General features: G+C 67.6%; 26 protein-coding genes and 1 pseudogene. 21 read left to right on the top strand and 6 right to left on the bottom strand.

The genetic code is table 11. The features are described from left to right. The first annotated feature begins 19 nt into the window (after positions 1–19). The 17 genes and pseudogenes from ACQY39_RS12420 (at position 20) to ACQY39_RS12340 (ending at position 14,819) form a co-directional block, all read left to right on the top strand. Positions 20–730 carry a Crp/Fnr family transcriptional regulator gene (locus ACQY39_RS12420; protein ID WP_428506632.1) on the top strand — a complete coding sequence of 237 codons (711 nt, stop codon included), beginning with the start codon at positions 20–22 and terminating at the stop codon, positions 728–730. 195 nt (positions 731–925) lie between these two features. Beyond that, positions 926–1,591: a Crp/Fnr family transcriptional regulator gene (locus ACQY39_RS12415; RefSeq protein ID WP_263519324.1), complete on the top strand. Its 666-nt coding sequence runs from the start codon at positions 926–928 to the stop codon at positions 1,589–1,591. Next, positions 1,588–2,649, top strand: a complete 1,062-nt coding sequence (locus tag ACQY39_RS12410; RefSeq protein ID WP_428506630.1) for a cytochrome D1 domain-containing protein — start codon at positions 1,588–1,590, stop codon at positions 2,647–2,649. Before ACQY39_RS12415 ends, ACQY39_RS12410 begins: the two co-directional genes overlap by 4 nt. After that, complete coding sequence (ccmA, locus tag ACQY39_RS12405; RefSeq protein WP_428506628.1) at positions 2,646–3,254, top strand: heme ABC exporter ATP-binding protein CcmA; 609 nt, start codon at positions 2,646–2,648, stop codon at positions 3,252–3,254. Before ACQY39_RS12410 ends, ccmA begins: the two co-directional genes overlap by 4 nt. Next, complete coding sequence (gene ccmB, locus ACQY39_RS12400; protein WP_428506626.1) at positions 3,251–3,910, top strand: heme exporter protein CcmB; 660 nt, start codon at positions 3,251–3,253, stop codon at positions 3,908–3,910. Before ccmA ends, ccmB begins: the two co-directional genes overlap by 4 nt. Positions 3,911–3,939: 29 nt before the next feature. Next, the gene (gene ccmC, locus ACQY39_RS12395) at positions 3,940–4,692 is read left to right on the top strand and encodes a heme ABC transporter permease CcmC (protein ID WP_428506624.1); all 753 of its coding nucleotides are present in this window, start codon (positions 3,940–3,942) and stop codon (positions 4,690–4,692) included. Then, positions 4,689–4,853 carry a heme exporter protein CcmD gene (gene ccmD, locus ACQY39_RS12390; RefSeq protein WP_263519319.1) on the top strand — a complete coding sequence of 55 codons (165 nt, stop codon included), beginning with the start codon at positions 4,689–4,691 and terminating at the stop codon, positions 4,851–4,853. The genes ccmC and ccmD overlap by 4 nt, the downstream gene beginning before the upstream one ends. Next, positions 4,850–5,317: a cytochrome c maturation protein CcmE gene (ccmE, locus tag ACQY39_RS12385; RefSeq protein ID WP_428506622.1), complete on the top strand. Its 468-nt coding sequence runs from the start codon at positions 4,850–4,852 to the stop codon at positions 5,315–5,317. Before ccmD ends, ccmE begins: the two co-directional genes overlap by 4 nt. Then, the gene (locus tag ACQY39_RS12380) at positions 5,314–7,275 is read left to right on the top strand and encodes a heme lyase CcmF/NrfE family subunit (protein WP_428506620.1); all 1,962 of its coding nucleotides are present in this window, start codon (positions 5,314–5,316) and stop codon (positions 7,273–7,275) included. The genes ccmE and ACQY39_RS12380 overlap by 4 nt, the downstream gene beginning before the upstream one ends. Beyond that, the gene (locus tag ACQY39_RS12375; RefSeq protein ID WP_428506618.1) at positions 7,272–7,796 is read left to right on the top strand and encodes a DsbE family thiol:disulfide interchange protein; all 525 of its coding nucleotides are present in this window, start codon (positions 7,272–7,274) and stop codon (positions 7,794–7,796) included. Before ACQY39_RS12380 ends, ACQY39_RS12375 begins: the two co-directional genes overlap by 4 nt. A gap of 32 nt (positions 7,797–7,828) precedes the next feature. Then, entirely contained in the window at positions 7,829–8,251 is a 423-nt protein-coding gene (locus ACQY39_RS12370; RefSeq protein WP_428506616.1) for a cytochrome c-type biogenesis protein, read from the top strand. Next, positions 8,248–9,045, top strand: a complete 798-nt coding sequence (locus ACQY39_RS12365; protein ID WP_428506614.1) for a tetratricopeptide repeat protein — start codon at positions 8,248–8,250, stop codon at positions 9,043–9,045. Before ACQY39_RS12370 ends, ACQY39_RS12365 begins: the two co-directional genes overlap by 4 nt. A gap of 13 nt (positions 9,046–9,058) precedes the next feature. Beyond that, positions 9,059–9,370: a chaperone NapD gene (locus ACQY39_RS12360; protein ID WP_428506612.1), complete on the top strand. Its 312-nt coding sequence runs from the start codon at positions 9,059–9,061 to the stop codon at positions 9,368–9,370. 104 nt (positions 9,371–9,474) lie between these two features. Then, a pseudogene (gene napA, locus ACQY39_RS12355) lies at positions 9,475–12,020 on the top strand (nitrate reductase catalytic subunit NapA). A 30-nt stretch (positions 12,021–12,050) separates the two neighbouring features. Continuing rightward, a complete protein-coding gene (gene napH / locus ACQY39_RS12350) occupies positions 12,051–13,712 on the top strand; it encodes a quinol dehydrogenase ferredoxin subunit NapH (RefSeq protein WP_428506610.1) in 1,662 nt (553 codons plus the stop codon). Between the two features lie 2 nt (positions 13,713–13,714). Next, the gene (locus ACQY39_RS12345) at positions 13,715–14,182 is read left to right on the top strand and encodes a nitrate reductase cytochrome c-type subunit (RefSeq protein WP_271008912.1); all 468 of its coding nucleotides are present in this window, start codon (positions 13,715–13,717) and stop codon (positions 14,180–14,182) included. Positions 14,183–14,192: 10 nt separating this feature from the next. After that, entirely contained in the window at positions 14,193–14,819 is a 627-nt protein-coding gene (locus ACQY39_RS12340; protein WP_428506607.1) for a NapC/NirT family cytochrome c, read from the top strand. On the opposite strand, the gene napF is transcribed toward ACQY39_RS12340, so the two are convergent. After that, complete coding sequence (gene napF, locus ACQY39_RS12335; protein ID WP_428506605.1) at positions 14,802–15,239, bottom strand: ferredoxin-type protein NapF; 438 nt, start codon at positions 15,237–15,239, stop codon at positions 14,802–14,804. The genes ACQY39_RS12340 and napF overlap by 18 nt on opposite strands. A 125-nt stretch (positions 15,240–15,364) precedes the next feature. Here napF and mobB point away from each other — a divergent pair, with 125 nt between their 5' ends. Then, complete coding sequence (gene mobB / locus ACQY39_RS12330; RefSeq protein ID WP_428506603.1) at positions 15,365–15,868, top strand: molybdopterin-guanine dinucleotide biosynthesis protein B; 504 nt, start codon at positions 15,365–15,367, stop codon at positions 15,866–15,868. Between the two features lie 79 nt (positions 15,869–15,947). Here the strand turns inward: mobB and ACQY39_RS12325 are convergent, their stop codons facing one another. Next, positions 15,948–16,256, bottom strand: coding sequence for a c-type cytochrome (locus tag ACQY39_RS12325; RefSeq protein WP_428506601.1), 309 nt, complete (start codon positions 16,254–16,256; stop codon positions 15,948–15,950). Between the two features lie 139 nt (positions 16,257–16,395). Further along, complete coding sequence (locus ACQY39_RS12320; protein WP_428510795.1) at positions 16,396–17,973, bottom strand: cytochrome D1 domain-containing protein; 1,578 nt, start codon at positions 17,971–17,973, stop codon at positions 16,396–16,398. 423 nt (positions 17,974–18,396) lie between these two features. Here ACQY39_RS12320 and ACQY39_RS12315 point away from each other — a divergent pair, with 423 nt between their 5' ends. Both ACQY39_RS12315 and ACQY39_RS12310 read left to right on the top strand, forming a co-directional pair. Next, complete coding sequence (locus ACQY39_RS12315) at positions 18,397–20,442, top strand: TonB-dependent receptor plug domain-containing protein (protein WP_428506599.1); 2,046 nt, start codon at positions 18,397–18,399, stop codon at positions 20,440–20,442. Between the two features lie 16 nt (positions 20,443–20,458). Continuing rightward, entirely contained in the window at positions 20,459–20,878 is a 420-nt protein-coding gene (locus tag ACQY39_RS12310; protein ID WP_428506597.1) for a SirB2 family protein, read from the top strand. An 18-nt stretch (positions 20,879–20,896) separates the two neighbouring features. On the opposite strand, the gene ACQY39_RS12305 is transcribed toward ACQY39_RS12310, so the two are convergent. Genes ACQY39_RS12305 through ACQY39_RS12295 form a run of 3 tightly spaced genes read right to left on the bottom strand, consistent with a single transcriptional unit; the run spans position 20,897 to position 24,693 of the window. Then, complete coding sequence (locus tag ACQY39_RS12305) at positions 20,897–22,027, bottom strand: HPP family protein (protein WP_428506595.1); 1,131 nt, start codon at positions 22,025–22,027, stop codon at positions 20,897–20,899. Between the two features lie 36 nt (positions 22,028–22,063). Beyond that, a complete protein-coding gene (locus ACQY39_RS12300; RefSeq protein ID WP_428506593.1) occupies positions 22,064–22,765 on the bottom strand; it encodes a response regulator in 702 nt (233 codons plus the stop codon). Beyond that, entirely contained in the window at positions 22,762–24,693 is a 1,932-nt protein-coding gene (locus ACQY39_RS12295; RefSeq protein WP_428506591.1) for a type IV pili methyl-accepting chemotaxis transducer N-terminal domain-containing protein, read from the bottom strand. The genes ACQY39_RS12300 and ACQY39_RS12295 overlap by 4 nt, the downstream gene beginning before the upstream one ends. Positions 24,694–25,210: 517 nt before the next feature. Here ACQY39_RS12295 and ACQY39_RS12290 point away from each other — a divergent pair. Next, positions 25,211–25,780 (top strand): Crp/Fnr family transcriptional regulator, encoded by a 570-nt coding sequence (locus ACQY39_RS12290; protein ID WP_428506589.1) that lies wholly within the window; start codon positions 25,211–25,213, stop codon positions 25,778–25,780. Positions 25,781–25,819: the final 39 nt, after the last annotated feature.

The raw sequence follows: 25,819 nt of genomic DNA, 5'->3' as shown, positions 1-25,819 counted from the left end.
CCCAGACCGGAGTCCCGTCATGGACATGCGCGCCTTTGACCTTCCTCGTTACCTCTCCGTGCTGCCCTTGTTCACCGATCTCAGTGCTCCGGAGCTGGCCCGCCTGGCGCAAGGCTGCAGCCTGCGGCGGCTGACGCGCGGCGACCCGGTGTTCCGCGTTGGCCAACCCTGCGAAGAATTCCATGTCACCGTCACCGGGCAGGTCAAGCTCTTCGCCATCTCGCCCGCGGGGCAGGAAAAAGTGATCGAACTGGTCGGCCCCGGACACAGCTTCGCGGAGGCGCTGATGTTCACGGGCCGCCCCTACATCATCAATGCCCAGGCACTGATGGACACCCTGCTGCTCTCGGTGTCCAAGCAGGCGGTGCTGACCGAGATCGAGCACGACAGCCGCTTCGCCCTGCGCATGCTGGCGGGCATCTCACGCCGCCTGCATGGCCTGGTCCATGATGTTCAGGCCTATGCCCTGCACAGTGGCGTGCAGCGCGTGATCGGCTACCTGCTGCGCGACCAGCTGGCCGAGGACCGCGTCAGCGGCGAGATGGTCACGGTGTCCCTGCCGGTGAGCAAAGCCACCATCGCCTCGCGCCTGAGCCTGACGCCCGAGTACTTCTCGCGCGTGCTGCATGAACTCGAAGCCGCGGGCTTGATCGAAGTGGACAAGCGCGACATCCGCATTCGCGATGTCGCCAGCCTGGCGGCCTATACCGGCGGCCAGCAAGCGGGCTGATGCAAGCACCCATCGTTCGAAAGGAGTATTGACCATCGTTCCGTAGAACTACTGGATCAGGCCGCTTGATACAGGTCAAACGAGCACGGTCAGCGCTGAACAGAATGGCCCCCGCAAGCCCTTCTTTCCCTGCTCGACAAGGCTCAAACCATGCCCACTGCCCATCGTTCTACTGCCTCTGAGCTGCCGCGATACATGGCGGTTCATCCCATGTTCCAGGGCCTGAGTGAAGCGGATCTCGGCCTGATCGTGGACCAAGGGAGCAGCCTGATGCGCCTGCCTCGCGGCCAGGCCCTGTTCAGCAGCGGCGAGACCTGCGAGCACTTGATGATCATCATCACCGGGCAGGTCAAGGTGTTCGCCTTGGCCACCCATGGTGGCGAAAAGGTGCTGGAGCTGATCGGGCCCGGGCAAACCATCGGCGAGTCGTCGATCTTCAACGACCAGCCCCAGGCATTCAATGCGCAGACCCTCACGGAAGCGCTGCTGTTGCGCATCCCCAAGCGCGCCATCACGGCCCAGATCAAGCGCGACCCCGGTTTTGCCCTGCGTCTGCTGGCCGACGCATCGCAACGCATCCGCGGCCTGCAGCACGATGTGGAGAGCTATTGCCTGCGCAGCGGTCTGCAGCGTGTCGTCGGCTTCCTGCTGGAAGACCAGCGGCACAGCCCCGAACGGCGCGCGCCCCACACGGTGTCGCTGCCCGTCAGCAAGGCGACGATCGCCTCGCGCCTGAGCTTGACCCCCGAGTACTTCTCACGGGTGCTGCGCGAGCTGGAGGACGAAGGCCTGATTCAAATCTCGCGGCGCGACATCCACATTCTGCAGCCCGAGGAATTGGCGAGTTACACCCTGCAATGAGCAGCTGCTGTTTCAGCACCGGTGCCGGTTCGCGGCTGCGCCATGGCCTGGCCGCTTGCCTGGGCTTGCTCGCCTTGCTGCCCGGTGCATCTGCGGGCAGCGAGGCCAGCCCGCTCGCCGCGGCCGAATCCAAGGCTGAGGCTCTGAACTCTGCCGACCTGCCGCCCCTGCTCGCCTCCAAGGACCGCCAACTGGTGCTGGCATCGCGAGACGGATGGGTGGCCGTGTTTGACATGAACCCAAGCAGCCTGCGGCAAGAGCGACGGATCGCCTCCTCACTCGAAGCCTTGGCCCTGAGCAGCGATGGCCGCTGGCTGCTGGCCAGCACCGAGCAGGCCAGCGCCTTGCAGCTCTTCGATGGGCAGCTGCAGCCGGTCAAGACGATTGCCTTGCAAAGCCTGGACGGCCGGCAGCGCACACGCGTCGCGGCCATTCGCGACCTACCAGAACGCCGCAGCTTTTTGGTCGCACTGCAGGACCTGGCTGAGGTTTGGGAGATTTCATACGACCCGCTGGCGGAGGAAGTCCATGACGGTCTGGTCCATGACTACCGCATGGGCGAAGCCCTGGGCCAGCCGGGATTTCTGCATCCACGACGCACACCGCTGGAAGCGCCCGTGCTGGACTGGCTGAAGGGCACGGCCGCCCCTCACATCTGGCTCACCTTGCAGCCCAGGGCGGGCGGCGGGCTGCGGCTGCAACTGCTCCACCTCGATGTTCGCCGCGCCATCGCCAGCATGCCGCTCAGCCGCGCCGTGAAGCTGAGCGCGGGCCTGCTCTTTGAGCGACAAGGCCATCCCGTCCTGGCCGTTCCGGCGCAGGGTCAGGGTCAGGACCCGTTGGAGTTCATCGACCTCCAGCGCCTTCACCCACCGCTTGGCCTGGACCTGCCCAGGATCGCAAACGCTGTGGGCCAGGCCCAGAGCGCGTCGCTGACTGACGCACTGCGAAAGTTGCCGTGGAGCCAGCTGAAAGGGCGCTACCCCAGGCCGACCCTTGCTGCTGATGCGGTGGAACCGGCAGACCCCTGCGTAGGCATCGATGGAGCAGAGTCATGAGCATGGCCTCGCCCTGCTTGCTGAGCGCCGAGCAACTGAGCTGCGAGCGCGGAGGCCGCTCCCTGTTCCAAGAGCTCAGCGTGCAGCTGAACGCGGGCGACATCGTCTGGCTCCAGGGCAGCAATGGCAGCGGCAAGAGCACCTTGCTGCGCACGCTTGCGGGCCTGCGGCCGGCTGAGCGGGGCAGCATCCAGCATTCGGCGGCTTTGCGCTTTCTCGGCCACAACAATGGCCTGAAGCCGGACCTGACCGTGCTGGAGGGCTTGCGCTTTCAGGCCCGCTGGCAAGGCCTGGCGGACGATGAGGCCAGCCTGCTGCAGGCGCTGAAGCATTTCGGACTGGCGCCCATGCGCAGCCGCCGCAGCGCTCAGCTCAGCCAAGGCCAGCAACGCCGCGCTGCCTTGGCATCGCTGGCCCTGCCGCAGGCGGGTGCTTGCTGGCTGCTGGACGAACCCTTCGATGCGCTGGACGACGACAGCGTGCAGCAGTTGTGCGCTCTGTTGAGCAGCCATGCGGCCGCAGGCGGCGCGGTGCTGTTCACCAGCCACCAGCATCTGCCTGGGCTGGCCAGCCGCCAGCTGCCACTGAGCGGAGGCCGCCCATGATCTGGCTGCTGCTGCAGCGCGAGCTGCGCCTGGCGATGCGCCGGCCCGTCGACGCTGGCCTGCCGGTGGCCTTTTTGCTGCTGGCAGCCTGCCTGTTTCCGCTCGGCCTGGGGCCCGAACCCGAGCAGCTGCGTCGCATGGCGCCGGGCGTGCTGTGGGTGCTGGCCTTGCTGGCCAGTCTCTTGTCCCTGCACAGCCTGTATGCCGCCGATGCCCAGGACGGCAGCCTGGACCAGTTGCTGCTGCCGCCGCACTCGGCCTGGCGCCTGGCCGCCGTCAAGGCCCTGGCGCACTGGCTGAGCCATGGCCTGCCCCTGCTGCTGGCCACGCCGCTGCTGGGCCTGATGTACGGCATGCACAGCGACAGCCTCGGTCTCTTGATGCTGAGCCTGCTGCTGGGCACGCCGAGCTTGAGCCTGCTGGGCAATCTGGCCGCCGCCCTGACCCTCGGCCTGCGCAACGGCGCCTTGCTCAATCTGCTGATCGTGCTGCCGCTGGCGGTGCCTGTTCTGATCTTCGGCAGCGGCGCCGTCGGCGCGCTGGAGGCCGGCCTGCCTGTTGACGGCCATCTGTCCCTGCTGGCCGCCCTGCTGATCGGCGCCCTGCTGGCCCTGCCGGCGGCCACCGCCGCGGCCCTGCGCATTGCCCTGATCTGATGGACATGCTGAGCTCGCCCCCACATCCCATGACACACACGCACCGCTTCTACACCTATGCCGCGCCCTCGCGTTTCTACGCGCTGGCCGGACGCCTGTTGCCGGGCCTGTGGCTGCTGGCCGCGGGGCTGGGGGCCCTGGGCCTGTACCTGGCCTTCTTCAAAGCGCCGACCGACGCCACCCAGGGCCAGGCCTATCGCATCCTCTTCATCCATGTGCCGGCGGCCTGGCTGTCCATGCTGCTCTACCTGGCCCTGGCTTTCTGGGCCGCCATCGGCTGGGCCTTCAAGGCCCGCATGGCCTCGTTGCTGGCGCGGGCGATCGCACCGACCGGCGCCGGCTTCACCGTGATCGCCCTGCTCAGCGGTGCGCTTTGGGGCCAGCCGAGCTGGGGCAGCTGGTGGGTCTGGGACGCGCGCCTGACCTCGGAGCTGATCCTGCTGTTTCTCTACCTCGGCTATCTGGCCTTGGTGCACGCCATCGAGGACCCGCAGCGGGCCGACCCGGCCGGCGCCCTGCTGGCCCTGGTCGGCGTGGTCAATGTGCCCATCATCTATTTCAGCGTGCGCTGGTGGAACACCTTGCACCAGGGCGCGAGCATCAGCCTGACGGCCGCGCCGCGCATGGCCGAGACCATGTTGCAGGCCCTGGCCGTGATGAGCCTGGCCTGCTGGGCCTATGCCTTCGCCGTCATCTTCACCCGCGCCCGCGGCCTGATCCTGGAGCGCGAACGCGACAAGGCCTGGGTGCAGGCCCTGAGCAAGAAAGGACAAGCCACATGAACTGGCACAGCGCCGCCGATTTCTTCCATATGGACGGCTACGGCTTTTTTGTCTGGGGCAGCTACGGCTCGGCCCTGCTCTGGATGCTGGTCGAGGTGGGCCTGGCCCGGCGCCGCCACAGCCAAGCCTTGCTGCAGCTGTCCGAGGAGGACGTCGCATGATGATTAAAAAAGCTCGCCACCGCCGCCTGCTGCTGATCGCCGCCGGCCTGCTGGCCCTGGGCGCCATCGCGGCCCTGGTCATGAATGCCTTCCGCAGCAATCTGGTCTTCTTCTACACGCCCAGCCAGGTGGCCGCGCAAGAGGCGCCGCAAGGCCGCAGCTTCCGCATCGGCGGCCTGGTGCAGCCGGGCAGCGTCCGGCGCGAAGGCGTGCAGGTGCAGTTCGTGATCAGCGACGGCAGCGAGCATGTACCCGTCAGCTTCAGCGGCGCCCTGCCCGACTTGTTCAAAGAGGGCAAGGGCGTGGTCGCACAAGGCCAGTTGCAGGGACGGCAGTTCCTGGCCCGCGAGGTGCTGGCCAAGCATGACGAGAACTACATGCCGCCCGAGGCCGCCGACGCGCTGCAGCGCAGCCAGCAGGCCCGCGAGCGCGCCGCCCAGACCCTGAAAGGCAGCACGCCGTGATCCCCGAACTCGGACATCTCGCCCTCTGGCTGGCCCTGGGCGTGGCCCTGCTGCTGGCCGGCCTGCCGGTGCTGGGCGCACAGCGCCAACGCGCCGACTGGATGGCACTGGACCGGCCCTTGACCCTGGCCTTGGCAGCCCTGGTCGGCCTGGGCTATCTGGCCTTGACCCAGGCTTTTGTGGCCAGCGATTTTTCGGTCGCCTATGTGGCCCAGCATTCCAACCGCGAGCTGCCCCTGGCCTACCGCATCGCCGCGGTCTGGGGCGGGCATGAGGGCTCGATGTTGCTGTGGGTGGCGCTGCTGGTGGCCTGGACCCTGGCCGTCGCGGCCGCCGGCCGGCGGCTGCCGGCGCCGCTGCGCGCGCGGGTGCTGGGCGTGCTGGGCGCACTGGCGGCCGGCTTCCTGGTCTTTCTGCTCGTCACCTCCAATCCTTTTGCCCGGCTGGTGCCCGGCCTGCCCGAGGGCCGCGACCTGAACCCGCTGCTGCAGGACCCCGGCATGGTGCTGCACCCACCCATGCTGTATATGGGTTATGTCGGCTTCGCCGTGGCCTTCGCCTTCGCCATCGCGGCCTTGGCCGGCGGTGAACTCAACGCCGCCTGGGCGCGCTTCGCCCGGCCCTGGACCAGCGCCGCCTGGGCCTTTCTGACCCTGGGCATTGCCCTGGGCAGCTGGTGGGCCTACTACGAGCTCGGTTGGGGCGGCTGGTGGTTCTGGGACCCGGTCGAGAACGCCAGCTTCATGCCCTGGCTGGCCGGCACCGCCTTGCTGCACTCGCTGGCCGTCAGCGAAAAGCGCGGTGTCTTCAAGGCCTGGACGGTGCTGCTGGCCATCGTCACCTTCTCGCTGTCCCTGCTGGGCACCTTTCTGGTCCGCTCGGGCGTGCTCAGCTCGGTCCATGCCTTCGCCACCGACCCGCAGCGCGGCCTGGCCATCCTGGTCTTTCTGGTGCTGGTGGTGGGCGGCTCGCTGAGCCTGTATGCGGCACGCGCCGGCGCGGTCGGCCTGGGGGCGCGCTTCCACTGGCGCAGCCGTGAAACCACGCTGCTGGCCAACAATGTGATGCTGCTGGCCGCCTGCGGCGCGGTGCTGCTGGGCACGCTCTACCCGATGGCGCTGGATGCCGTCAGCGGGCAGAAGATCTCGGTCGGCCCGCCCTATTTCGAGGCGGTGTTCGTGCCGCTGATGGCGCCGGTGATCCTGCTGATGGGCCTGGGCCCGCTGCTGCGCTGGAAGGGCATGGACAGCGCCGAGCTGCTGCGTCGCCTGCGTTGGCCGCTGCTGCTGAGCCCGCTGGCCGCCGGCGCCCATGGCTGGGCCACGGCGCAGCTGAGCCTGGCCGCCTGGGGCGGCCTGCTGCTGGCCTGGTGGGTGCTGGTGTCGGTGGCGCTGGAGCTGGGTGAACGCCTGTGGCCAACGCCGGGCCAGGGCTGGTGGGCGCGCGCGCGCGCCTTGCCGCGCTCAGCGGCCGCCATGCTGCTGGCTCATGCCGGCGTCGGCGTCTTCATCATCGGCGTCACCCTGGTCGGCAGCCTGGCCCTGAGCCAGGACCTGCCGCTGCAGCGCGGCGAGAGCGCCCGCCTGGGCGAGCACAGCTTCCGCCTGAGCGAGCTGCGCGCCGTGGACGGCCCCAACTACCGCGCCATGCGCGGCACGGTGGAGGTGACTCGCGAGGGCCGGACTGTGGCCACCCTGTACCCCGAGAAGCGGCTCTACCGCAGCCAGGAGATGCCCATGACCGAAGCCGGCATCGCCAGTGGCCTGCTGCGCGATCTTTACGTCTCGCTGAGCGAGCCGATCAATGAGCAGGCCGATGCCTGGATCGTCCACATCACCATCAAGCCCTACGTCAACTGGATCTGGGGCGGCTGCCTGCTGATGGGCTTGGGCGGCCTGCTGGCCGCCAGCGATCGACGCTACCGCAGCAACAGCCAACGAGCGAGCGCACGCCCATGAAGCTCAAAGCGATGATCCCCTTGCTGGGCTTTGCCGTGCTGGCCCTGTTCCTGGCGCGTGGCCTGCAGCTGAAGCCGCGCGAGATCCCCTCGCCGCTGATCGGCAAGCCGGTGCCGGCCTTTGTGCTGCCGCCCTTGCTGGAGGGCGGCGCGCAGCTGCGCCAGGCCGACATGACGGGCAAAATCAGCGTGCTCAATGTCTGGGCCTCCTGGTGCGGCCCCTGCCGCGAGGAACACCCGCTGCTGCTGGACCTGGCGCGGCGCCGGCCGGAGTTGCAGCTGCTGGGCCTGAACTACAAGGACGAGCCCGCCCAGGCCACGCGCTGGCTGAAAGAGCTGGGCAACCCCTACCGCGCCATCGGCTCGGACACGCGCGGCCAGGTCGGCATCGACCTGGGCGTCTACGGCGTGCCCGAGACCTTTGTGATCGACCGCCAGGGCCTGATTCGCTACAAGCATGTCGGCCCGCTGACGGCCGAGCTGCTGCGCGACACCCTGGAACCCTTGCTGGACCGCCTATGAGACCCCTGCTTGTCTGTCTGCTTGCTTGCCTCATGCTGCTGAGCCTCGGCGCCATGTCTTGCGCCCAGGCCGAGCCCGCCTCTGCCAAGCCCATCTCTGCCGAGCTGGACCGCCGCGCCCAGGACCTGGCCCAGCAGCTGCGCTGCCTGGTCTGCCAGAACCAGACCATCGCCGACTCCCATGCGCCGCTGGCCATGGACTTGAAAGCCCAGCTGCGCGAGCAGCTGCAGGCCGGCCGCCGGGACGAAGAAATCATCCACTACATGACCGAGCGCTACGGCGACTTCGTGCTCTACAAGCCGCCGCTGCAAGCCAACACCTGGCTGCTCTGGGCCGGCCCGGCCCTGCTGATGGCCGCCGCCCTGGCCGGCCTGGTGCTGAACCTGCGCCGCCGGGCACGCGAGCCCGATGAAGCCTTTGAGGCGGCGCCCGAAGAGGAGGGAGACATCCGATGAGCTGGCCCACGCAAGAACAGCAGCAGGAACTGCAAGCGCTGCGCCGCCAAGGCCTGGCCCTGCAAGCCCAGCTGAGCGGCAGCGCCACGACCGGTGAATCTGCAGACCACACCGCGCTGCAAGCCCGGCTGGACCGGCTGCGCCAGGAGATCGCCGATCAGGTGCTGGCGCCGCCGCCCGCGCCGCTGCCGCGGGCTTCCAAGCGCCTGCTGGCAGCCTGCCTGGGCCTGGTGCTGCTCGTCGGCGCGGGCGGTTATGCCTGGAAGGGTCAGCCCGAGGCCATCTCGCCCGAGGCAGCACCGGACCGCACCGAGGCCATGGTCGCGGGCCTGGCCCGGCGCCTGCAGCAGCAGCCCGAGGACGCCGCCGGCTGGGCCATGCTGGGCCGCTCCTACCTGGTGCTGGGCCGCAGCGAACCCTCGATCGCCGCCTACCGCCGCGCCCTGGCCCTGCGGCCCGAGGATGCCGACCTGATGGCCGATCTGGCCGATGTCATGGCCAGTGGCCAGCAGGGCTCGCTGGAAGGCGAACCGGCGGCCCTGCTGCAGCGCGCGCTGCAGATCGCGCCAGATCACTTGAAGGCCCTGGCTCTGTCCGGCACCCGCGCCATGCGCCAGGGTGACGCAGCCGGCGCCATCCGCCATTGGCAGCGCCTGCAAGACATCGCCCCAGCCGAGCACCCCTTGCGCGAGCTGGCGGTGCAAGGCCTGGTGGCCGCACGCGCGCAGGGGCCTCGCGCCCCGGCTGCGCCCCCATCAACCCCGGCCGGTGCAGCTTCGGCGCGCCGGCCATGAACAGGAGTTCCCCATGAGTGTTCTCGGCGTGGTGCTGCGCATGCGGCCCGAGCATGTATCCGATGTGAGCTCTCGGCTCGCGACCCTGCCAGGCGTGGAACTGACACACAACCCCGGTGACGGCCGATTGGTCCTGGTGATGGAGGACTGCGAGCAGATCTCCGCCGCGGCCCAGCTCGGTGCCATCGCGCTCTGGCCCGATGTGCTGGGCACCTCCCTGGTGTTCGAGTACAGCGGCCCGGATGCCCCCGCACCAGACGGCCACCTGGAACCCGCGCAGGGCTGGCGAACCCGTCTTGGAGAGTTGGACAGCGCAAAAACTTGAAGCAGTTCAAGGCGCAAACGCGCCAATTCCAGGACCATGCTTTTCATCTACATCTTCATTTCACGGGCGCCAGCCAAGACGGCGGGCGGCCACGGGAGCACCTCATGCAAGTCGATCGTCGCGACATCCTGAAACTGCAGGCCGCTGCTGCCGCCGCTGCCGCCGCCGGCATTCCCATCACCGTCCACGGCGCGGCCGCCAAGGCACCGACCAGCAACAGCGCCGTGCGCTGGGACAAAGCACCCTGCCGCTTCTGCGGCACGGGCTGCTCCGTCGTCGTGGGCGTGCAGGACGACAAGGTGGTGGCCACCCAGGGCGATATCGAAAGCCCGGTGAACCGCGGCCTGAATTGCATCAAGGGCTATTTCCTGTCCAAGATCATGTACGGCAAGGACCGCCTGACCACGCCGCTGCTGCGCAAGAAGAACGGCGTCTACGACAAGGAAGGCGAGTTCACACCGGTCAGCTGGGACGAAGCCCTGGACCTGATGGCCAGCAAGTGGAAAGAGGCGCTGAAGACCGACGGCCCGAACGGCATCGCCATGTTCGGCTCCGGCCAGTGGACGATCTGGGAAGGCTATGCCGCCGCCAAGCTCTGGAAGGCGGGCTTTCGCTCCAACAACTGGACCCCAATGCTCGCCACTGCATGGCCAGCGCGGTCACCGGCTTCATGCGCACCTTCGGCATCGACGAGCCCATGGGCTGCTACGACGACATCGAGCAGGCCGATGCCTTCGTGCTTTGGGGCAGCAATATGGCCGAGATGCACCCCATCCTGTGGAGCCGCATCACCGACCGCCGCCTCAGCCACCCCGACACCAAGGTGGCCGTGCTCTCGACCTATGAGCACCGCAGCTTCGACCTGGCCGACCAGCCCATCATCTTCAAGCCGCAGACCGATCTGGCGATCCTGAACTACATCGCCCACTACCTGATCAAGAACAACAAGGTCAACAAAGAGTTCATCAAGAACCACGTCAACTTCAAGAAGGGCGCCGAGGACATCGGCTACGGCCTGCGCCCGGCCCATGCCTTGGAGAAAGACGCCAAGAGCAATGGTTACCCCGGCGCCGATGGCAAGCCCAAAGGCAACCCCAACGACGCCACACCGATCAGCTTCGAGGAGTTCGGCAAGTTCGTCGCCGACTACACGGCCGAAAAAGTCAGCGCGCTGTCGGGCGTGCCGGTCAAGCAGTTGGAAGACCTGGCCAAGCTCTATGCCGACCCCAAGGTCAAGGTGGTGTCCTTCTGGACCATGGGCTTCAACCAGCACACCCGTGGCACCTGGGCCAACAATATGGTCTACAACATCCACTTGCTGACCGGCAAGATCAGCCAGCCCGGCAACAGCCCCTTCAGCCTGACCGGCCAGCCCAGCGCCTGCGGCACGGCGCGCGAAGTCGGCACCTTTGCCCACCGCCTGCCGGCGGACATGGTGGTCACCAACCCCGAGCACCGCAAGCACACAGAGGAAATCTGGCAGCTGCCCGACGGCACCATCCCTGACAAGGTGGGCCTTCATGCCGTGGCGCAGAGCCGCGCGCTCAAGGACGGCAAGCTCAAGTGCTACTGGGTCACGACCAACAACAATATGCAGGCCGGGCCGAACATCAACGGCGAGATCCTGCCTGGCTGGCGCAACCCCAAGGCGTTTGTGGTGGTCAGCGACCCCTACCCCACCGTCAGCGCCATGGCGGCCGACCTGATCCTGCCCGCCGCCATGTGGGTGGAGAAGGAAGGCGCTTTCGGCAACGCCGAGCGTCGCACCCAGGTCTGGCGCCAGCAGGTCAGCGCACCGGGCGAGGCCAAGAGCGACCTCTGGCAGTTCATTGAGTTCAGCAAGCGCTTCAAGATGGAAGAGGTCTGGCCGGCCGAGCTGCTGGCCAAGAAGCCCGAGTACAAGGGCAAGACGATGTTCGACGTGCTCTTCAAGAACGGCAAGGTCAACAAGTTCCCGCTCGCCGATGTCGGCCGCATCAACGGCAAGTACATCCCCGACTACATGAACAGCGAGTCCAAGGAGCTGGGCTTCTACCTGCAGAAGGGCCTGTTCGAGGAGTACGCCGAATTCGGCCGCGGCCACGGTCATGACCTGGCCCCCTTCGACACCTATCACGAAGTGCGCGGCCTGCGTTGGCCCGTGGTCGACGGCAAGGAAACGCTGTGGCGCTTCCGCGAGGGCTACGACCCCTATGTCAAAAAGGGCGAGGGCGTGAAGTTCTACGGCCACAAGGATGGCAAGGCCGTGATCTTCGCCTTGCCTTACCAGCCGCCGGCCGAGAGCCCGGACAAAGAGTACGACCTCTGGCTGTGCACCGGCCGGGTGCTCGAGCATTGGCACACCGGCAGCATGACGCGGCGCGTGCCCGAGCTGCACCGTGCCGTGCCCGAGGCCCTGCTCTACATCCACCCCGACGATGCCAAGGACCGCGGCCTGCAGCGCGGCATGAAGGTCAAGGTGGCCTCGCGCCGCGGCGAGATCACTTGCGCCGTCGAGACCAAGGGCCGCAACAAGGTGCCGCGCGGCCTGGTCTTTGTACCCTTCTTCGACGAGGGCCGCTTGGTCAACAAGCTGACCCTGGACGCCACCTGCCCGATCTCCAAGGAAACCGACTTCAAGAAGTGCGCGGTCAAGGTCGTCAAGGCCTGAACCCGAGCTGAGCCGAGCCGGAGTGAGCACATGAACCTGAGCCGCCGTGCGCTGCTGCAAGGCGCCAGCACCACCGCCAGCGCCGGCCTTCTGGCCGGGGCTGCGGCCGTGCTCTCGCGCCCGACGCAAGCGCACCCGGCCCAGGCCCTGCGGCCGCCGGGCGCGCTGGCTGAGCCCGACTTCCTGGCCGCCTGCGTGCGCTGCGGCCTGTGCGTGCGCGCCTGCCCGCCGCACAACCTCAAGCTCAGCGAATGGGGCGCCGGCCTGGCCGCCGAGGTGGCGATCGGCACGCCGTTCTTCGAAGCGCGCGAGATCCCCTGCGAGATGTGCGAGGACATCCCCTGCGTCAAGGCCTGCCCGACCGGCGCGCTCGACCCCGGCCTGCAGGACATCGCCGAAGCCCGCATGGGCCTGGCCGTGCTGATCGACCATGAGAGCTGTCTGAACTTCCTCGGCCTGCGCTGCGATGTCTGCTACCGCGTCTGCCCGCTGATCGACAGCGCCATTTCGCTGGAAAAACAAAGCAACCCGCGCAGCGACCGCCACGCCATGCTGCTGCCCACGGTGCACGCCGAGGCCTGCACCGGCTGCGGCAAGTGCGAGCGCGCCTGCGTGCTGGAGCAGCCGGCCATCAAGGTGCTGCCGCGCGACTTGGCCCAGGGCGAGCTGGGCCCGCATTACCGCAAAGGCTGGGAAGAGCAGAACCGCCAGGGCAAGCCCCGCTTCGCCCAGCCCGAGCAGCGACTGCCCGAAGGCGGCAGCGACATCGGCCCGCTGCGCAGCGGTGCGCCAGCCCTATGCCACAGCCTCATCGGAGCCGCAGCGATGAGCGGCCCGGCTCAAATCCCCTCGCAGCCCGCACGCAGCCCCTGGGCCGCCCAGCGCTGGCTGATCCTGCGCCGCAGCAGCCAACTGGGCGTGATCGGCCTCTTCCTGCTCGGCCCGCTGTTCGGCCTGTGGTGGGTCAAGGGCAATCTGGCCTCCAGCCTGACCCTCGATGTGCTGCCGCTGAGCGACCCCTTTGTGCTGGCCCAGAGCCTGCTTGCGGGCCTGCGGCACGGGCTCTGGCCCGCCGCCAGCGCCCTGATCGGCGCGGCCATCGTCCTGGCTTTCTACGGCCTGCTGGCGGGCCGGGCCTATTGCGCCTGGGTTTGCCCGGTCAACGCGGTGACCGATGCGGCCGCCTGGCTGCGCCGGCGCTTGAAGATCAGCAGCGGTCGCGCCCCGAGCCGCCAGCTGCGCCACGCCTTGCTGGCCTGCGTGCTGCTGGCCGCCGCGGCCTTGGGCAGCCCGGTCTGGGAGCAAGTCAACCCGGTGACTCTGACCCAGCGTGCGCTGATCTTCGGCGGCAGCCTGGCCTGGGGCGCGCTGGCCGCCGTCTTCCTGTTCGACCTGCTGGTGGCGCCGCGCGGCTGGTGTGGCCATGTCTGCCCCATGGGCTCGGCCTACGCCCTGATCGGCGCCAAACCGCTGCTGCGCGTCTCGGCCGCCCACAGCAGCCGCTGCAATGACTGCGGCGATTGCTTCGCCGTCTGCCCCGAGCCGCAGATCATCGTCGGCCCACTGAAGGCCAAGCAAGACGCCGGCCCCTTGATCCTGGCGCCCGACTGCACGGCCTGTGGCCGCTGCATCGATGTGTGCGACAGCTCCGTTTTCCGATTCACCCACCGCTTTGACACCCGAAGGGACTGACCATGAAGATCCCCCCCCTGCTCCGCCCCGCCCTGAGCCTGCTGCTGGCGTTTTCCGTGTTTGCCGCCGGGCCGGCAGCGGCTGCCGACAAGGCCGCGCCCGTGAAACTGGAAGGGCTGCGCCAAGGCACGCCCCTGAACCAGGACAACCCGCCCGCCAACAACCGCCAGGAGCGCGACCACCCTGTCGGTGATCGTGACTTCGTGCAGATGCCACCGCTGATCCCACACACCATCAGCGGCTATCAGATCACCAAGAACTTCAACAAATGCATGGACTGCCACGCCTGGCAGAAGACCAAGGAAAGCGGCGCCACCAAGATCAGCGTCACCCACTTCAAGACCCGCGACGGCATTGAGCTCGACTCCGTCAGCCCACGCCGTTACTTCTGCACCCAATGCCATGTGCCGCAGAGTGATGCCAAGCCCTTGGTGGCCAACACCTATGAGCGTGCCAAGGGCATGAAGTGAGGAGCCCGCTGTGAAGAACCTGATCCGACGTGCCTGGGCTTTCGCCCACACCAAGCTGTTCTGGCTGTTGGCGCTCGCCTTCGCCGGCGGCATCATCTTCTGGGGTGGCTTCAACACCGCCATGGAGTGGACCAACCGCGAGGCCTTCTGCATCTCCTGCCATGAGATGGAAAAGAACGTCTACGTGGAGTACCGCAACACCATCCACTACCAGAACCGCACCGGCGTGCGCGCCACTTGCCCGGACTGCCATGTGCCCAAGGAATGGGGGCCGAAGATGTGGCGCAAGATCCAGGCCTCCAACGAGGTGCTGCACAAGGTGCTGGGCTCGATCGACACGCCCGAGAAGTTCAATGCCAAGCGCGCCGTCCTGGCCCAGCATGAGTGGGACCGCATGAAGGCCAATGACTCGCAGGAGTGCCGCAACTGCCACAACTTCAGCTATATGGACTATGCGGAGCAGAACAGCCGCGCCGCGACCCGGCACCAAGTGGCCTTCTCGGCGGGCCAGACCTGCATCGATTGCCACAAGGGCATCGCGCACACCTTGCCGCCGATTGCCCAGCCGATTGGCGCTCACAAGGCCGGTGAAATCACCCTGCCGCCGGCCAGCGCTGCTTCAGGCTCGGCGCATTGAAACCGCGCCCGAGGGGCAGACCCCGACGCAGGCGCCGCAAGCGGTGCAGGCACTCGGGCTGATCTCGGGCTGGGCCACGCCACCCAGGCGTGGCCTGAAGCGAATCGCAGCGGCGTCACAGGCCTCACCACAGACCCGGCACTCCACCCCTTGTTGGGCCAGGCATTGCGCGCCGATCTGGGCCTGCCAGTCGCGAAACAGCAGCGGCGGGCGCAGTGCCGACACGGTGCAGGCCGGTATGCAGGCCCCGCAGGCATCGCAGCCGGCGCTCCTGAAGTCCATTTCAGGAAAACCTCCATCGCCGCGCCGGATGACGCCGGCCGGGCAGGCCTTGATGCAGGCGTCGCAGCGTGTACAGCTGGCAAGAAAAGCCGGCTCGGCCACGGCGCCGGGCGGCCTTTGCACGGCGGCGCGTGCCATGGAGGGACGGAACAAAAAACGGCGACCAGGATCCATGCGCGCATTGTGCTGCGCACGCGCTCCCGCCGCCTTATTTGAGATCAAGGCGAGCACATTCCCATGACTCTTTGCAGCGAGCATCTCCCATGAAAGTTTTCGGCATCGCCGGCCGCTCCGGCATGGGCAAGACCACCTTGCTGGAAGGCCTGATTCCAGCGCTGCGCGCCCGCGGCCTGCGTGTTTCGCTGATCAAACACAGCCACAAGGACATCGAAGTCGACCGCCCGGGCAAGGACAGCTATCGCCTGCGCGAGGCCGGCTGCCAGGAGGTGCTGCTGCTCGGCCGCACGCGCTGGGCGCTGATGCATGAGCTGCGCGGCGATACCGAGCCGGATCTGGACTACCTCCTCAGCCGCATCCAGGACTGCGACCTGGTCCTGGTCGAGGGCTTCAAGGGCGGCGACTTCCCCAAGCTGGAGGTCTGGCGTGCGGCCGTGGGCAAGCCCATGCTCTGGCCCGAGTGGCCGGGCATCGTGGCGATGGTGGGCGATGCGCCCGACCTCGCCGACGCGCCGCCCCACTTCAGCGCGGCCGAACTGGCGCCTCTGGTGGAGCTGGTCTTGCAAGAGGCGCGGGAGGTCGGCGCCTGAGCCGGCTGGAACCACGAAGTAAAAGGGCGCCCATAGCTTCCCATGGGCGCCCATCTGGCTGGCTGAGATCTTGGTCAGCTCATTGCTTGAGGATCCACCCCACCCCCTCCTTGAGGTCGGCATCGCTGATTTTCTCGGGCGGATTGGGCGGCATGGGGATGGGGCCGAAAACGCCCTTGCCGCCGCTGCGCACCTTCTGCGCCATCGCGGCTGCGGCGTCCTGACCCTTGTACTTGGCGGCAATGTCCTTGAAGGACGGGCCGACCAGCTTCTTGTCCTTGGCATGGCAGGCCATGCAGCCGGCCTTGCTGAGCGACTCCTCGGGCGTGGCCGCGGCGGCAGGTAGGGTCAGGCCGAGGCCGGCCAGCAGTAATGCAATCGTGCGCATCAGAATATCTCCGTTTCAGGCTCATCGAGTCCCTGGGCGTAGCTCCAGGGGTCTTCCAACGACGCCCGAGGATCCGGCTTTGCCGGGCCTGCGGGCGTGCCCCCTTGAGGGGGAGGCGCGTCAGCGCCTCGGGGGTGGGTCAATAAACGTCGTGCTGGGTGTTGTAGACGTTGAACTTGCCGGTCGGTGTGATCAGGCGCGGGTCCTTGATCACGGCCTTGAGCTTGAGCGTCTTGTCGTCCACCACGACGATGGCGCTCTGCTTGTCCTTGGCCGACCAGACCGAGAACCAGACCTCATCACCGGCCTTGTTGTACTCAGGCTGGACCACGCGCTTGGCGCCGTCGTCCTTGATACCCGCCCACTCGGCGATCGGCAGCACCTTGAAGCCTTTGTCGAGCGCATTGATGTCGAACACCGCCACCGACTGCGAGATCGCGGCGTCGGGGTTCAGCGGCGTGTCCGAGTACAGATGCTTGGACTTCGGGTGCGTCTTGATGAACAGCGCGCCGCCGCCCTGACCCTTGATCTGCGCCACTTCCTTGAAGGCGTACTGCTTGTGCTTGACCGGATCGGTGGCGATCAGGGAGATGGCCTCGTCACCCAGGTGGCCGGTGCTCCAGACCGGGCCGAACTTGGGATGGATGAAGTTGGCACCGCGGCCCGGGTGCGGGATCTTGCTGACCTCAACCAGCTTCACCAGCTTGTCTTCCTTGGCGTCCACCACGGCGATCTTGTTGCTCTGGTTGGCGGCCACCATGAAGTAGCGCTTGGTGCTGTCCCAGCCGCCGTCATGCAAGAAGCGAGCAGTACCGACTTCGATGGTCTTGAGTGCATTCAGATCGGTGTAGTCCACCATCAAGGTCTTGCCGGTTTCCTTGACGTTGACGATGAACTCGGGCCGGTAGTGGCTGGCCACGATGGAGGCCACGCGCGGCTCGGGGTGGTACTCCTGCTTGTCCACGGTGTTGCCGCGGGTGGAGACGATCTTCAGCGGCTCCAGGGTGTCGCCCTTCATGATCACGTACTGGGGCGGCCAGTAGGCACCGGCGATCACCAGCTTGTCCTCATAGCCCTTGTACTTGCTGGCCTCCACCGAACGGGCTTCCAGGCCCATGCGGATCTCGGCCACGTTGTCGGGCTTCTCCATCCACAGATCGATCATATTGATCTTGGCGTCACGGCCGATCACGAACAGATAGCGGCCCGAGGCGGAGGTGCGCGAGATGTGCACCGCGTAGCCGGTCTTGACGATGTTGATGATCTGCTTGCTGTCGCCGTCGATCAGGGCCACTTCGCCGGTGTCACGCAGCGTGGTCGAGAAGATGTTCTCGATGTTGTAGTTGTTCATCTTCTTGGTCGGGCGCTTCTCGGGCGGCACCACCACCTTCCACGTGGCCTTCATATCGGCCATGCCGAACTCGGGCGGCGTCGGCGCGTCGTGCTGGATGTAGCGCGCCATCAGGTCCACCTGCTGCTCGCTCATCTCGCCCGAGGTCTGCCAGTTCGGCATGCCGGCGGGCGAGCCATAGGCGATGAAGACCTTCAGATAGTCCGTGCCCTTGCCCAGGGTGATGTCGGGCGTCAAGGGCTTGCCGGTGGCGCCCTTGCGCAGGACACCGTGGCAGCCGGCGCAGCGCTCGAAATAGATCTTGCGCGCGACATCGAACTCGGCCTGAGTCATGGGCGGCGCCTTGGGGTTGCTGCTCTGCACCATGGGCACATCGCTGAGTGCCGAGGGCGCAGCGTGGTACTTCACATCGCCCGGGCTGATGTCTTTCTTGCCCTCTTGAGCCTGCACGCCCAGGCTCAGCGGCAAGCAGACCAGCAAGGCCAGCTGACCCAGCAGACTCAGGTGGCTCGGATAGCGTAAAGGCCGTGGCAAATGGGTTCGGTTCAGCTTCATGTCATACCTCTCTTCTTCGGGATGGAACTTCAGCAAGCCCTGCGCCATGCAGGGGTTTGCCGGCATGGTCCCGCCGCGCTCGGCGGCCGTCCTTGAACTGGTTCAAGGTCCGGCGATGAAGCCGCTGGCCAGCGTGGCGCCGCCGCCTCAGCCAAGCGCAAACCCGAACTGGGTCAAGGCGCGGCAGCGCCGCCGCACGCAAGCTGTGTTCATCGCACACCAAGTCACCTTGATATGAAGACCCTCCACGCCCACCCTGCCCGCCCCCGCTTCGCCCCTCTTCTGCCTCCAACTGGCCCACGAGTCCAAAGCCGCGCTCTCGCGGCCGCCGCCCTGTGCGCCCTGGCCAGTGGCCTGGCCTGCGCCGATGCCCCTCCAGGCCCGGCTGGCGGTCTGGAGCAACTGCCCCTGGTGGTGGTATCGGCCACCCGCCACGCCATGGCCTTGGTGGACGCACCGGCCGCCATCAGCGTCGTCACACAGGAGCAGATCGAGCAGCGCGGCGCCGGCAATGTGCTGGAAGCCCTGCGCGGCGAGCCGGGCGTGGCCGTGTTCGGGCGCACCATCAGCGGCCGCAAAACCCTCAGCCTGCGCGGCATGGACGCACGCCACACCCTGTTCCTGGTGGACGGCCGCCGCATCGGCGCCAGCGACGGCGTGATCGGCCATTCGGACTTCCAGATCGACTGGCTGTCGACCGACGACATCGAGCGCATCGAGGTGGTACGCGGCCCGCTCTCGGTGCTCTATGGCGCCGAAGCCCTGGGTGGGGTGGTCAACATCATCACCCGCGCCCCGGGCCTGGCCTGGCAAGGCGCTGTGCGCCTGGAAGGCAGCCAGGCCGAGGGCGGCCGCGGCGGCGACGGCCACCGCGTCTCGGCACGCCTCAGCGGCGCCCTGGCGCCCGAGCTCAGCGCACGGCTCAGCCTGGCCGACAGTCGCCGTGACGATGTGGCCGCCGCCAGCGATGCGCGCATCTCGGACATCGAAGGCCGGCATCGCCGCGACGCTGCCCTCGCCCTGCGCTGGACGCCGCTCGCAGGCCATCAATTCGACCTGGACTTGCGCAGCGGCGACGAAGATCGTCACGGCCTCGCCGTCGAGCGCAGCGGCAAGAAACGCGTCTATGCCTCGGACACCGCGCTGCAGCGGCGTCACCGCAGCTTGAGCTGGGAGGCCGACTGGAATGGCAGCGCAGGCGCAAGGGTGAACCGAGTGGATGCAGGGCTGCACAGCTTGCTGCGCCTCTACGACAGTCGCATCGCCATGGAAAACACGCGCAGCAACGGGGTCGCCAGCCTGCGCCCGAACACCTTGAAGGACCAGGTGCTCGAGGGACAATTGAGCGGTCGTGTCGGGGCTCAACAGCTGAGCGCCGGCTTCGAGGCCCGCCAGGAGCGGCTGGACAACGAGGGCCTGCCCGGCGGTAGGGCTTCAGCCCGCCACCACGCGCTCTACGTGCAGGACGAACTCGAGTTCGGCCGTCAGTTCAGCCTGACCGCGGGCCTGCGCCAGGATCAGCACCAGCGCTTCGGCACCGCCTGGAGTCCGCGCCTCTACGGCGTCTGGCATCTCGCACCCGAGTGGACGCTCAAGGGCGGGGCCAGCACCGGTTTCAAGCCGCCCACGATCAAGCAGATCAGCCCCGGCTACCAGGAAGACGAGGGCCCGTACACCTACGTCTCCAACAGCGCGCTCAAGCCCGAGAAGAACCGCGGCCTGGAGCTGGGCCTGGGCTGGGACCGCCAGGATGCCGGACTGCAGGCCATGCTGTTCGACAACCGCCTGCGCGACCTGATCGTGCCCGTGCTGGTCAGCAGCAGCGGCCCACGCAGCACCTTCCGCTTCCAGAATGTGGACCGTGCCCGCCTGCGCGGCCTGGAGCTCAGCGCCCGCGCACGCCTCGGCAGCGGCTTCAGCGCCGGCCTCAACTACCAATACCTCGACGCCCGTGACGGCCAGGATCAGCGGCTTGAAAAACGCCCGCGCCACACCGTGGCAGCCGAACTGGCTTGGGCGCAAGGGCCCTGGCGTGCCCAGATTCGAACGGAGCGCAGCATCGGTCAGCTGATGGCGTCCGCCATCGTTGGCCAGCCCTTGCAGGCCGTGCCGGCCCTGACCCTGAGCGGCGCCAGCCTGGGCCGCAGCCTGGGCCCCCAGCTCGACCTGGACCTGGGCGTCAGCAATCTGGGCAACAGCGTGCTGTCGCAGCGCTCACCGCTGTTCACCTGGGCCGAGGCGCCGCGCACCTGGCGCCTGAGCCTGCGCGGGCGCTGGTGAGCGATGATGGCGGGCCATGAATCTGCTTGAACAACTGCCAGCCCTGCTGCAGCCCCATTACCCGGTCATCAAGCTGGCCCACATCAGCCTGGTCGCCTGCAGCGCCAGCCTGTTCACAGCGCGTGGCTTGGCCGTGTTGGCCGGTGCAGCCTGGCCCATGCAGAGGGTGGCGCGCCGGCTCAGCGTGCTGATCGATGTGGCCTTGCTGGCCGCCGGCCTCAGCCTCTGGAGCCTGCTGGGCCTGAACCCCGGCCGGGATCCCTGGCTCGCCAGCAAGCTGAGCCTGCTGCTGCTCTACATCGTGCTGGGCAGCATCGCCCTCAAGCGCGGCCGCAGCCGCGGCCATCGCGCGGCGGGCTTGCTGGCCGCACTGCTGGTGCTGGGCTTGATGGTGACCGTGGCGCGTACCCACCACCCGCTGGGCCTGCTCCACTGATACAGGCGCTGCGGCCGCTCAGGTCGGCGGAGCAGCGCGCAGCAGGCTGCCGGACAGGGCGGCCACCACATCCGACTGGGTGACCATGCCGAGCGGTCGATGCTGCGCATCGATCACGGGCAGGTGATGGTGGCCGCTGCCGGCGAAGACCGGGATCAGCTCGGCCAAATGGCGATCGGCCGAGACCACCCGCACCGAACGCGTCATGATCTGGCCCACCTGCAGGCCGCCGGGCGCCAGAGCCGCCGCGGCGTCGAAGCCCGGGCTGCGCAAAAAGTCGGCCGGCGTGACGATGCCCACGAGCTCGCCTTGGGCGTCCACCACGGGCATGGCCTTGATCTTGTGCTGGCGGAACAAGGGCCAGGCCTGAGCCAGCGGCCAGCTGCGCGCCACGGTGATGATGTGCGTGGACATGATGTCGCGGGCGCGCAGATCGGCCAGGCGCCGCTGATAGCCTTGCAGCTGGGTGTCTTCAATCAGCGCCCGCAACTCGTCACGGCTGATGTCCAGGACCTGGTTGTAGCGCGCCAGCACCTGGTCGAGGTCCAGATCGGCCGCCGGCACGGCCGCGGCCGCACGGTGCGGATAAGGCCGCTTTGTGGCCTGGTTGTAGACCATGCCGCAGAGCACCAGCAAGACCGAGTTGAGCAACACCGGCTGCCAGGCAAAAGCGGGGTCGCTGATGCCGTTCAAAACCACCAGCAAAGCGCAAGCCCCGCCCGGCGGATGCAGGCAGCGCAGCGCCATCATGGCAGCGATAGCCGCCCCCACCGCAAGCGCTGCGGTCCACTCCGGCCCGACTTGGAGCTGCATGCAGAGCACGGCCACCAGGGCTGACACCGTGTTGCCGCCGATCACGGCCCAGGGCTGGGCCAGCGGGCTGCCCGGCACGGCGAACACCAGCACCGCGCTGGCCCCCAGGGGCGCCACCAGCCACGGGCTGGGCTGAGCGCCGGCCAGCGCGTGGCACAGCCAGGCCGTCAAGCCAATACCCAGACTGGCCCCAGCCACCACGCGCAGGCGCTCGCGGCCGTCGATGGCCAGGGGGGCCGGCAGGAAGGCGCTCAGCCAGGCCAGGCACGCGGCGCGCCAGCCGGCAAGCCCGGCCGACCCAGGGCCTGGGCGCGGTGAATTGGAACGATGGGGCACAGCGGCTCCCTCAGACAAGATGGCTAGGGGAGCGGCTCAAAGGCCACGCTGGCTGGCGAACACCGCCACCTGCACGCGAGAGCTCAGGCCGAGCTTGCGCAGGATGTGCTGCACATGGATCTTCACCGTGGTCTCGGCAATGCCCAGGGCGCGCGCGATCTCTTTGTTGCTGGCGCCCTTGGCGATATGGGCCAGGATTTCCTGCTCGCGCGGCGAGACCGCAGGTACGGCCTGGGCCTCGGGCACGACCGGCTCGGCAGCAGCCGGCGCGCATGCGGCCGCAGCAAGAGGCTGCCGGCCCAGGTTTTGGAACGCGCTGACCAGCTTGCTGGTCATCTCCGGGCTGACGGCCGACTGCCCGGACAGCACCTGCAGCAGGGACTGGATCAGCACATCACTGTCCGTGGTCTTGAGCAGGTAGCCGCAAGCGCCCTGGCGCAAGGCCCGGGCCAGGTCGGCCTCGTCTTCGCTGACGGTCAACATCAAGACCCGCGCAGCCGGCGCCACTTCCAGCAGGCCAGCCACGGCATCGGCGCCGAGCACGCCGGGCAAATGCTGGTCGAGCAGGATGACGTCGGGCTGGCATTCGGCCGCCCGACGCTGCGCTTCCGCGGCGTCACCGGCCTCGGCCACCACTTCGAAGCGGCCGTCACCGGCCAGCAAGGCAATCAGGCCACGGCGAAACAGGCTGTGGTCGTCGACCACCAAGACCCGTGCCTTGGGGCTTTCAGCGTTCATGCATTTCCTTTTTGAATACCGGCGTCAGCCGACACCAAGGGTTCGAGGCTCAAGACCACGCGGCTGCCCTGCCCTGGCACGGAGCTGACCTCGACCCGGCCGCCGATGCGGGCAGCTCGTTCCTGCATGATGCGCAAGCCGACATGGGTCTCGTCCCAGGCCGCCGCATTGGGCTGGAAGCCACAGCCGTCGTCACGCACTTCAACACGCCAGAAGGGCCGCTGCTGCACGCTGACCCAGACCCGCCGCGCCTGCGCATGTTTGCGCACATTGGACAGCGCTTCTTGCACCACATGCAGGACCTGCACCTGCACATCGGCCGCCAGCGGCAGGCCGTCATTGGCCATGGAGAGCTCGCTCTGCAAGCCCGACTGCTGCTCGAACTTACGCAGGGTGCTCTGCAAAGCGGGAAGGATGTCCTCGCCGTTGGTGCGTGTGCGGAAATGCAGCAACAAGGCGCGCACATCGGCCAGGCTCTCGCGCACGCCGGCGTCGAGCTCGGCCACGGCTTGCGCCGCCGCCTCCGGCTGCTGGCGCTCCTGGGCCTGGCGCAAGAGGCTGACCTGGATCTTCAAGAAGGACAGGCTTTGGGCGATGGAGTCGTGCAGCTCGCGTGCCAGCAGGCCGCGCTCCTCGGCCACGGCGGCCTCGCGCTCCATCGCCGATGCACGCAAGCCCTCGATGGCGCCGGCCAGATGGCTGGCCAAGGTTTCCAGCAGCGCACGTTCGTCCGCCGCCAACTCCTTGGGCTGGCGGTAAAAGAGATTGAGCTCGCCCAGCATGCGCTCATGCAGGCGCACCGGCACGGTGATGACGGCTTGAAAACCGGCGCGCTCGCAATGGCCGAGCATGGCTCTCGCGTCTGCGTCGGGCCCGTCCTGCAGCGGCAGTATGGGAATCACCCGGGTTTCGGCGCTGTCCAGCGTCTGACCACAAAAACAAGTGCCCGTCGGCACACACTGCTCTTCGTCCACCAGGGCTTGCGGCAGGCCGTCGGAGGCCAGCAGCAAGTAACGTCGATTGCCCTCGTCAGACCAGCGCACGGCCGAAGCATCGGCCTGAGCCACGGCTCGGAGCTGGGTGGCGAAGCCTTGGGCCAGCGTGGGCAGGCTGTCGGCCTTGGACACCCAGTCGGCAGCCCGGTAGAGCGCCGCCAGGCGGGTGTTCTGCAGCGCCAGATCCTGGGTCTTGGCGCTCACCTGGGCCTCCAGGTTTTGATACAGGCCCTGGAGGGTGGCGGCCATGGCGTTGAAACCTTCCGAAAGCGCGCCGAACTCATCGTGCGAACTGACCGACACCCGCGCCTCCAGATCGCCGCGGCCGACCTGAGCCAGGCCTGTCTGCAAACGGCTCAAAGGCCGCAGGATCAGGCGGTAGCCGGCGTGCAGCAAGGCAGCCGCCGCCGTCAAGGCCAGGCCGACCATGGCGAACTGCAGCCAGTTGAGAAGCGCAGTCAGGCTCGCCAGCTGCGACTCAATCGCCGACACAAAGTCATCGATGTGGGCGACAAACCGCGTGGCTCGTTCCGCGACTTGTTCGGCTTGAGGCGCCGCGCCCGAGGTCCAATCTGAGCGCAAACGCAGCCACTCGTCCTGCACCACGACAAATGCAGCGCGAGTGGCTGGGTCCTTGGGCAGGACCAGCGGCCGCGTGGGGTCGCCGCGACTGAGCAAGAGCAAGCTCTGCTCAAACTGCGCAAGCTGGCCCGCAATCAGCGCTGAATTGCCGCCCTCCAGAGATTGGGCCAAGCGCCAGGTTTGCATGCGCATCCGGCCGGCTTCGTTGACCGCCGCAGCCCCCCCGTCCAACTGCCGGGTGAAAGACATCATCAAACCGATGCCACTGAGGGCCAGCAAGAGCAGGCAAGCGCCAATCAGGTTCAGCTTGGCCCCCAGTGACCAGGGCAAACGCGGCGAGGAGAGATTCATGAGCTGTGGCGATGGACTTCGAGTCAGACGGCAGGGTCTAGGTACTTGGGTGTCCGTCGAGGCAGCGGCCCATGCCTGAACGGCGAGGCAGCGGGTCCAAGCAGGATCGCATGAGGGAAAGGTGCTGGAAAGCGCTGCATTCTTGCACCAGTTCAAGGTCGAGCGGGGGCCATCGGTGTTCGACTAGAGCCCATCACACGCAGGCACTCACGCAGGCCCGCACGCCGCCCCGGTATTGCCCTGCTTTGCCAAAAAGGCCACCATCATGACACCCAGCAGCCATGCATCGCACCCAAGTCAGCCTCGGTCAGGCCCGGTGCTGCTCACGCCGACAGCGACGGGCACAAGCCTCATGCCAAGCTCGAAGTCAGGATCGGCCCGCCCGTCCCCTGCCCTGCTCCTGGCATTGCAGCAAGCATGGCCGGAACTGGCCGGCCATGATGAGATTCTGATCAGGCTGGCCTCACTGGGATGCGGGCACCGCGCGCGGCAAGGCGCGCGCCTTCTGAGCGATGGCTTGCGCAACCAGGCGGGCGGCTTGTGGCTGCTGGTCCGCGGCAAGCTCAGCCTGGGCAGACAGGACAACAAGGGGGTTTGGCGACAGAGCCGGGCGCTGCAAGGGGGGCAATGGTTGGACCTGGTCACAGCCTGGACCCAGGCGCCCTTCCCCGAGTCCGCCCTGGCCCTCAGCCCGGTGGTGGCCCATGAGTTTCCGGCACTGCCCGTGCTGGATCTCTGCCGCCAGCATCCGGCGCTGCTGGCCACCTTGCTGGACAGCCTGAGTCGAAGCGCTTGCGATGCCCTGGAATCGCGCCAGGCCCTGGCCACTCAAGACTTCCCGTCTCGGCTCGCCGAATGGCTGCTTCATGAGTTCATGCTGAAGGGCCAAGGCGACTGCCTGACTCTGAGTCAGTTCAAGCGGGACTTGGCTGCGCAACTGGGCGTGACGCCGGAGACCCTGTCCCGCACCCTGCGTCAGTTCCATGAGCAAGGCCTGATCGTGATGAAGCACAGCCAGCTGCGCTTCCCGGATCCCGCGCGCCTCGCCGCCTTGAGCCAGCGTCAAGCCAGCGCGCCCATGAGCTGAGGTCCGGCCTTTGAGGCGTCCTAGCCCGGGGCAGCTGCA

The organism is Roseateles sp. (assembly GCF_965262435.1).
Lineage (GTDB): Bacteria > Pseudomonadota > Gammaproteobacteria > Burkholderiales > Burkholderiaceae_C > Paucibacter_A.
The sequence above is the reverse complement of the archived record's forward strand: the minus strand, read 5'-3'. Positions and strand labels throughout refer to the sequence as shown.

Bases quoted from the DNA above. Each gene is read 5' to 3' on its own strand.
- ACQY39_RS12420 (WP_428506632.1), top strand. From the start codon at position 20: ATGGACATGCGCGCCTTTGACCTTCCTCGTTACCTCTCCGTGCTGCCC.
- ACQY39_RS12415 (WP_263519324.1), top strand. From the start codon at position 926: ATGGCGGTTCATCCCATGTTCCAGGGCCTGAGTGAAGCGGATCTCGGC.
- ACQY39_RS12410 (WP_428506630.1), top strand. From the start codon at position 1,588: ATGAGCAGCTGCTGTTTCAGCACCGGTGCCGGTTCGCGGCTGCGCCAT.
- ccmA (WP_428506628.1), top strand. From the start codon at position 2,646: ATGAGCATGGCCTCGCCCTGCTTGCTGAGCGCCGAGCAACTGAGCTGC.
- ccmB (WP_428506626.1), top strand. From the start codon at position 3,251: ATGATCTGGCTGCTGCTGCAGCGCGAGCTGCGCCTGGCGATGCGCCGG.
- ccmC (WP_428506624.1), top strand. From the start codon at position 3,940: ATGACACACACGCACCGCTTCTACACCTATGCCGCGCCCTCGCGTTTC.
- ccmD (WP_263519319.1), top strand. From the start codon at position 4,689: ATGAACTGGCACAGCGCCGCCGATTTCTTCCATATGGACGGCTACGGC.
- ccmE (WP_428506622.1), top strand. From the start codon at position 4,850: ATGATGATTAAAAAAGCTCGCCACCGCCGCCTGCTGCTGATCGCCGCC.
- ACQY39_RS12375 (WP_428506618.1), top strand. From the start codon at position 7,272: ATGAAGCTCAAAGCGATGATCCCCTTGCTGGGCTTTGCCGTGCTGGCC.
- ACQY39_RS12370 (WP_428506616.1), top strand. From the start codon at position 7,829: ATGCTGCTGAGCCTCGGCGCCATGTCTTGCGCCCAGGCCGAGCCCGCC.
- ACQY39_RS12365 (WP_428506614.1), top strand. From the start codon at position 8,248: ATGAGCTGGCCCACGCAAGAACAGCAGCAGGAACTGCAAGCGCTGCGC.
- ACQY39_RS12360 (WP_428506612.1), top strand. From the start codon at position 9,059: ATGAGTGTTCTCGGCGTGGTGCTGCGCATGCGGCCCGAGCATGTATCC.
- napH (WP_428506610.1), top strand. From the start codon at position 12,051: ATGAACCTGAGCCGCCGTGCGCTGCTGCAAGGCGCCAGCACCACCGCC.
- ACQY39_RS12345 (WP_271008912.1), top strand. From the start codon at position 13,715: ATGAAGATCCCCCCCCTGCTCCGCCCCGCCCTGAGCCTGCTGCTGGCG.
- napF (WP_428506605.1), bottom strand. From the start codon at position 15,239: ATGGCACGCGCCGCCGTGCAAAGGCCGCCCGGCGCCGTGGCCGAGCCG.
- mobB (WP_428506603.1), top strand. From the start codon at position 15,365: ATGAAAGTTTTCGGCATCGCCGGCCGCTCCGGCATGGGCAAGACCACC.
- ACQY39_RS12325 (WP_428506601.1), bottom strand. From the start codon at position 16,256: ATGCGCACGATTGCATTACTGCTGGCCGGCCTCGGCCTGACCCTACCT.
- ACQY39_RS12320 (WP_428510795.1), bottom strand. From the start codon at position 17,973: ATGGTGCAGAGCAGCAACCCCAAGGCGCCGCCCATGACTCAGGCCGAG.
- ACQY39_RS12315 (WP_428506599.1), top strand. From the start codon at position 18,397: ATGAAGACCCTCCACGCCCACCCTGCCCGCCCCCGCTTCGCCCCTCTT.
- ACQY39_RS12310 (WP_428506597.1), top strand. From the start codon at position 20,459: ATGAATCTGCTTGAACAACTGCCAGCCCTGCTGCAGCCCCATTACCCG.
- ACQY39_RS12300 (WP_428506593.1), bottom strand. From the start codon at position 22,765: ATGAACGCTGAAAGCCCCAAGGCACGGGTCTTGGTGGTCGACGACCAC.
- ACQY39_RS12295 (WP_428506591.1), bottom strand. From the start codon at position 24,693: ATGAATCTCTCCTCGCCGCGTTTGCCCTGGTCACTGGGGGCCAAGCTG.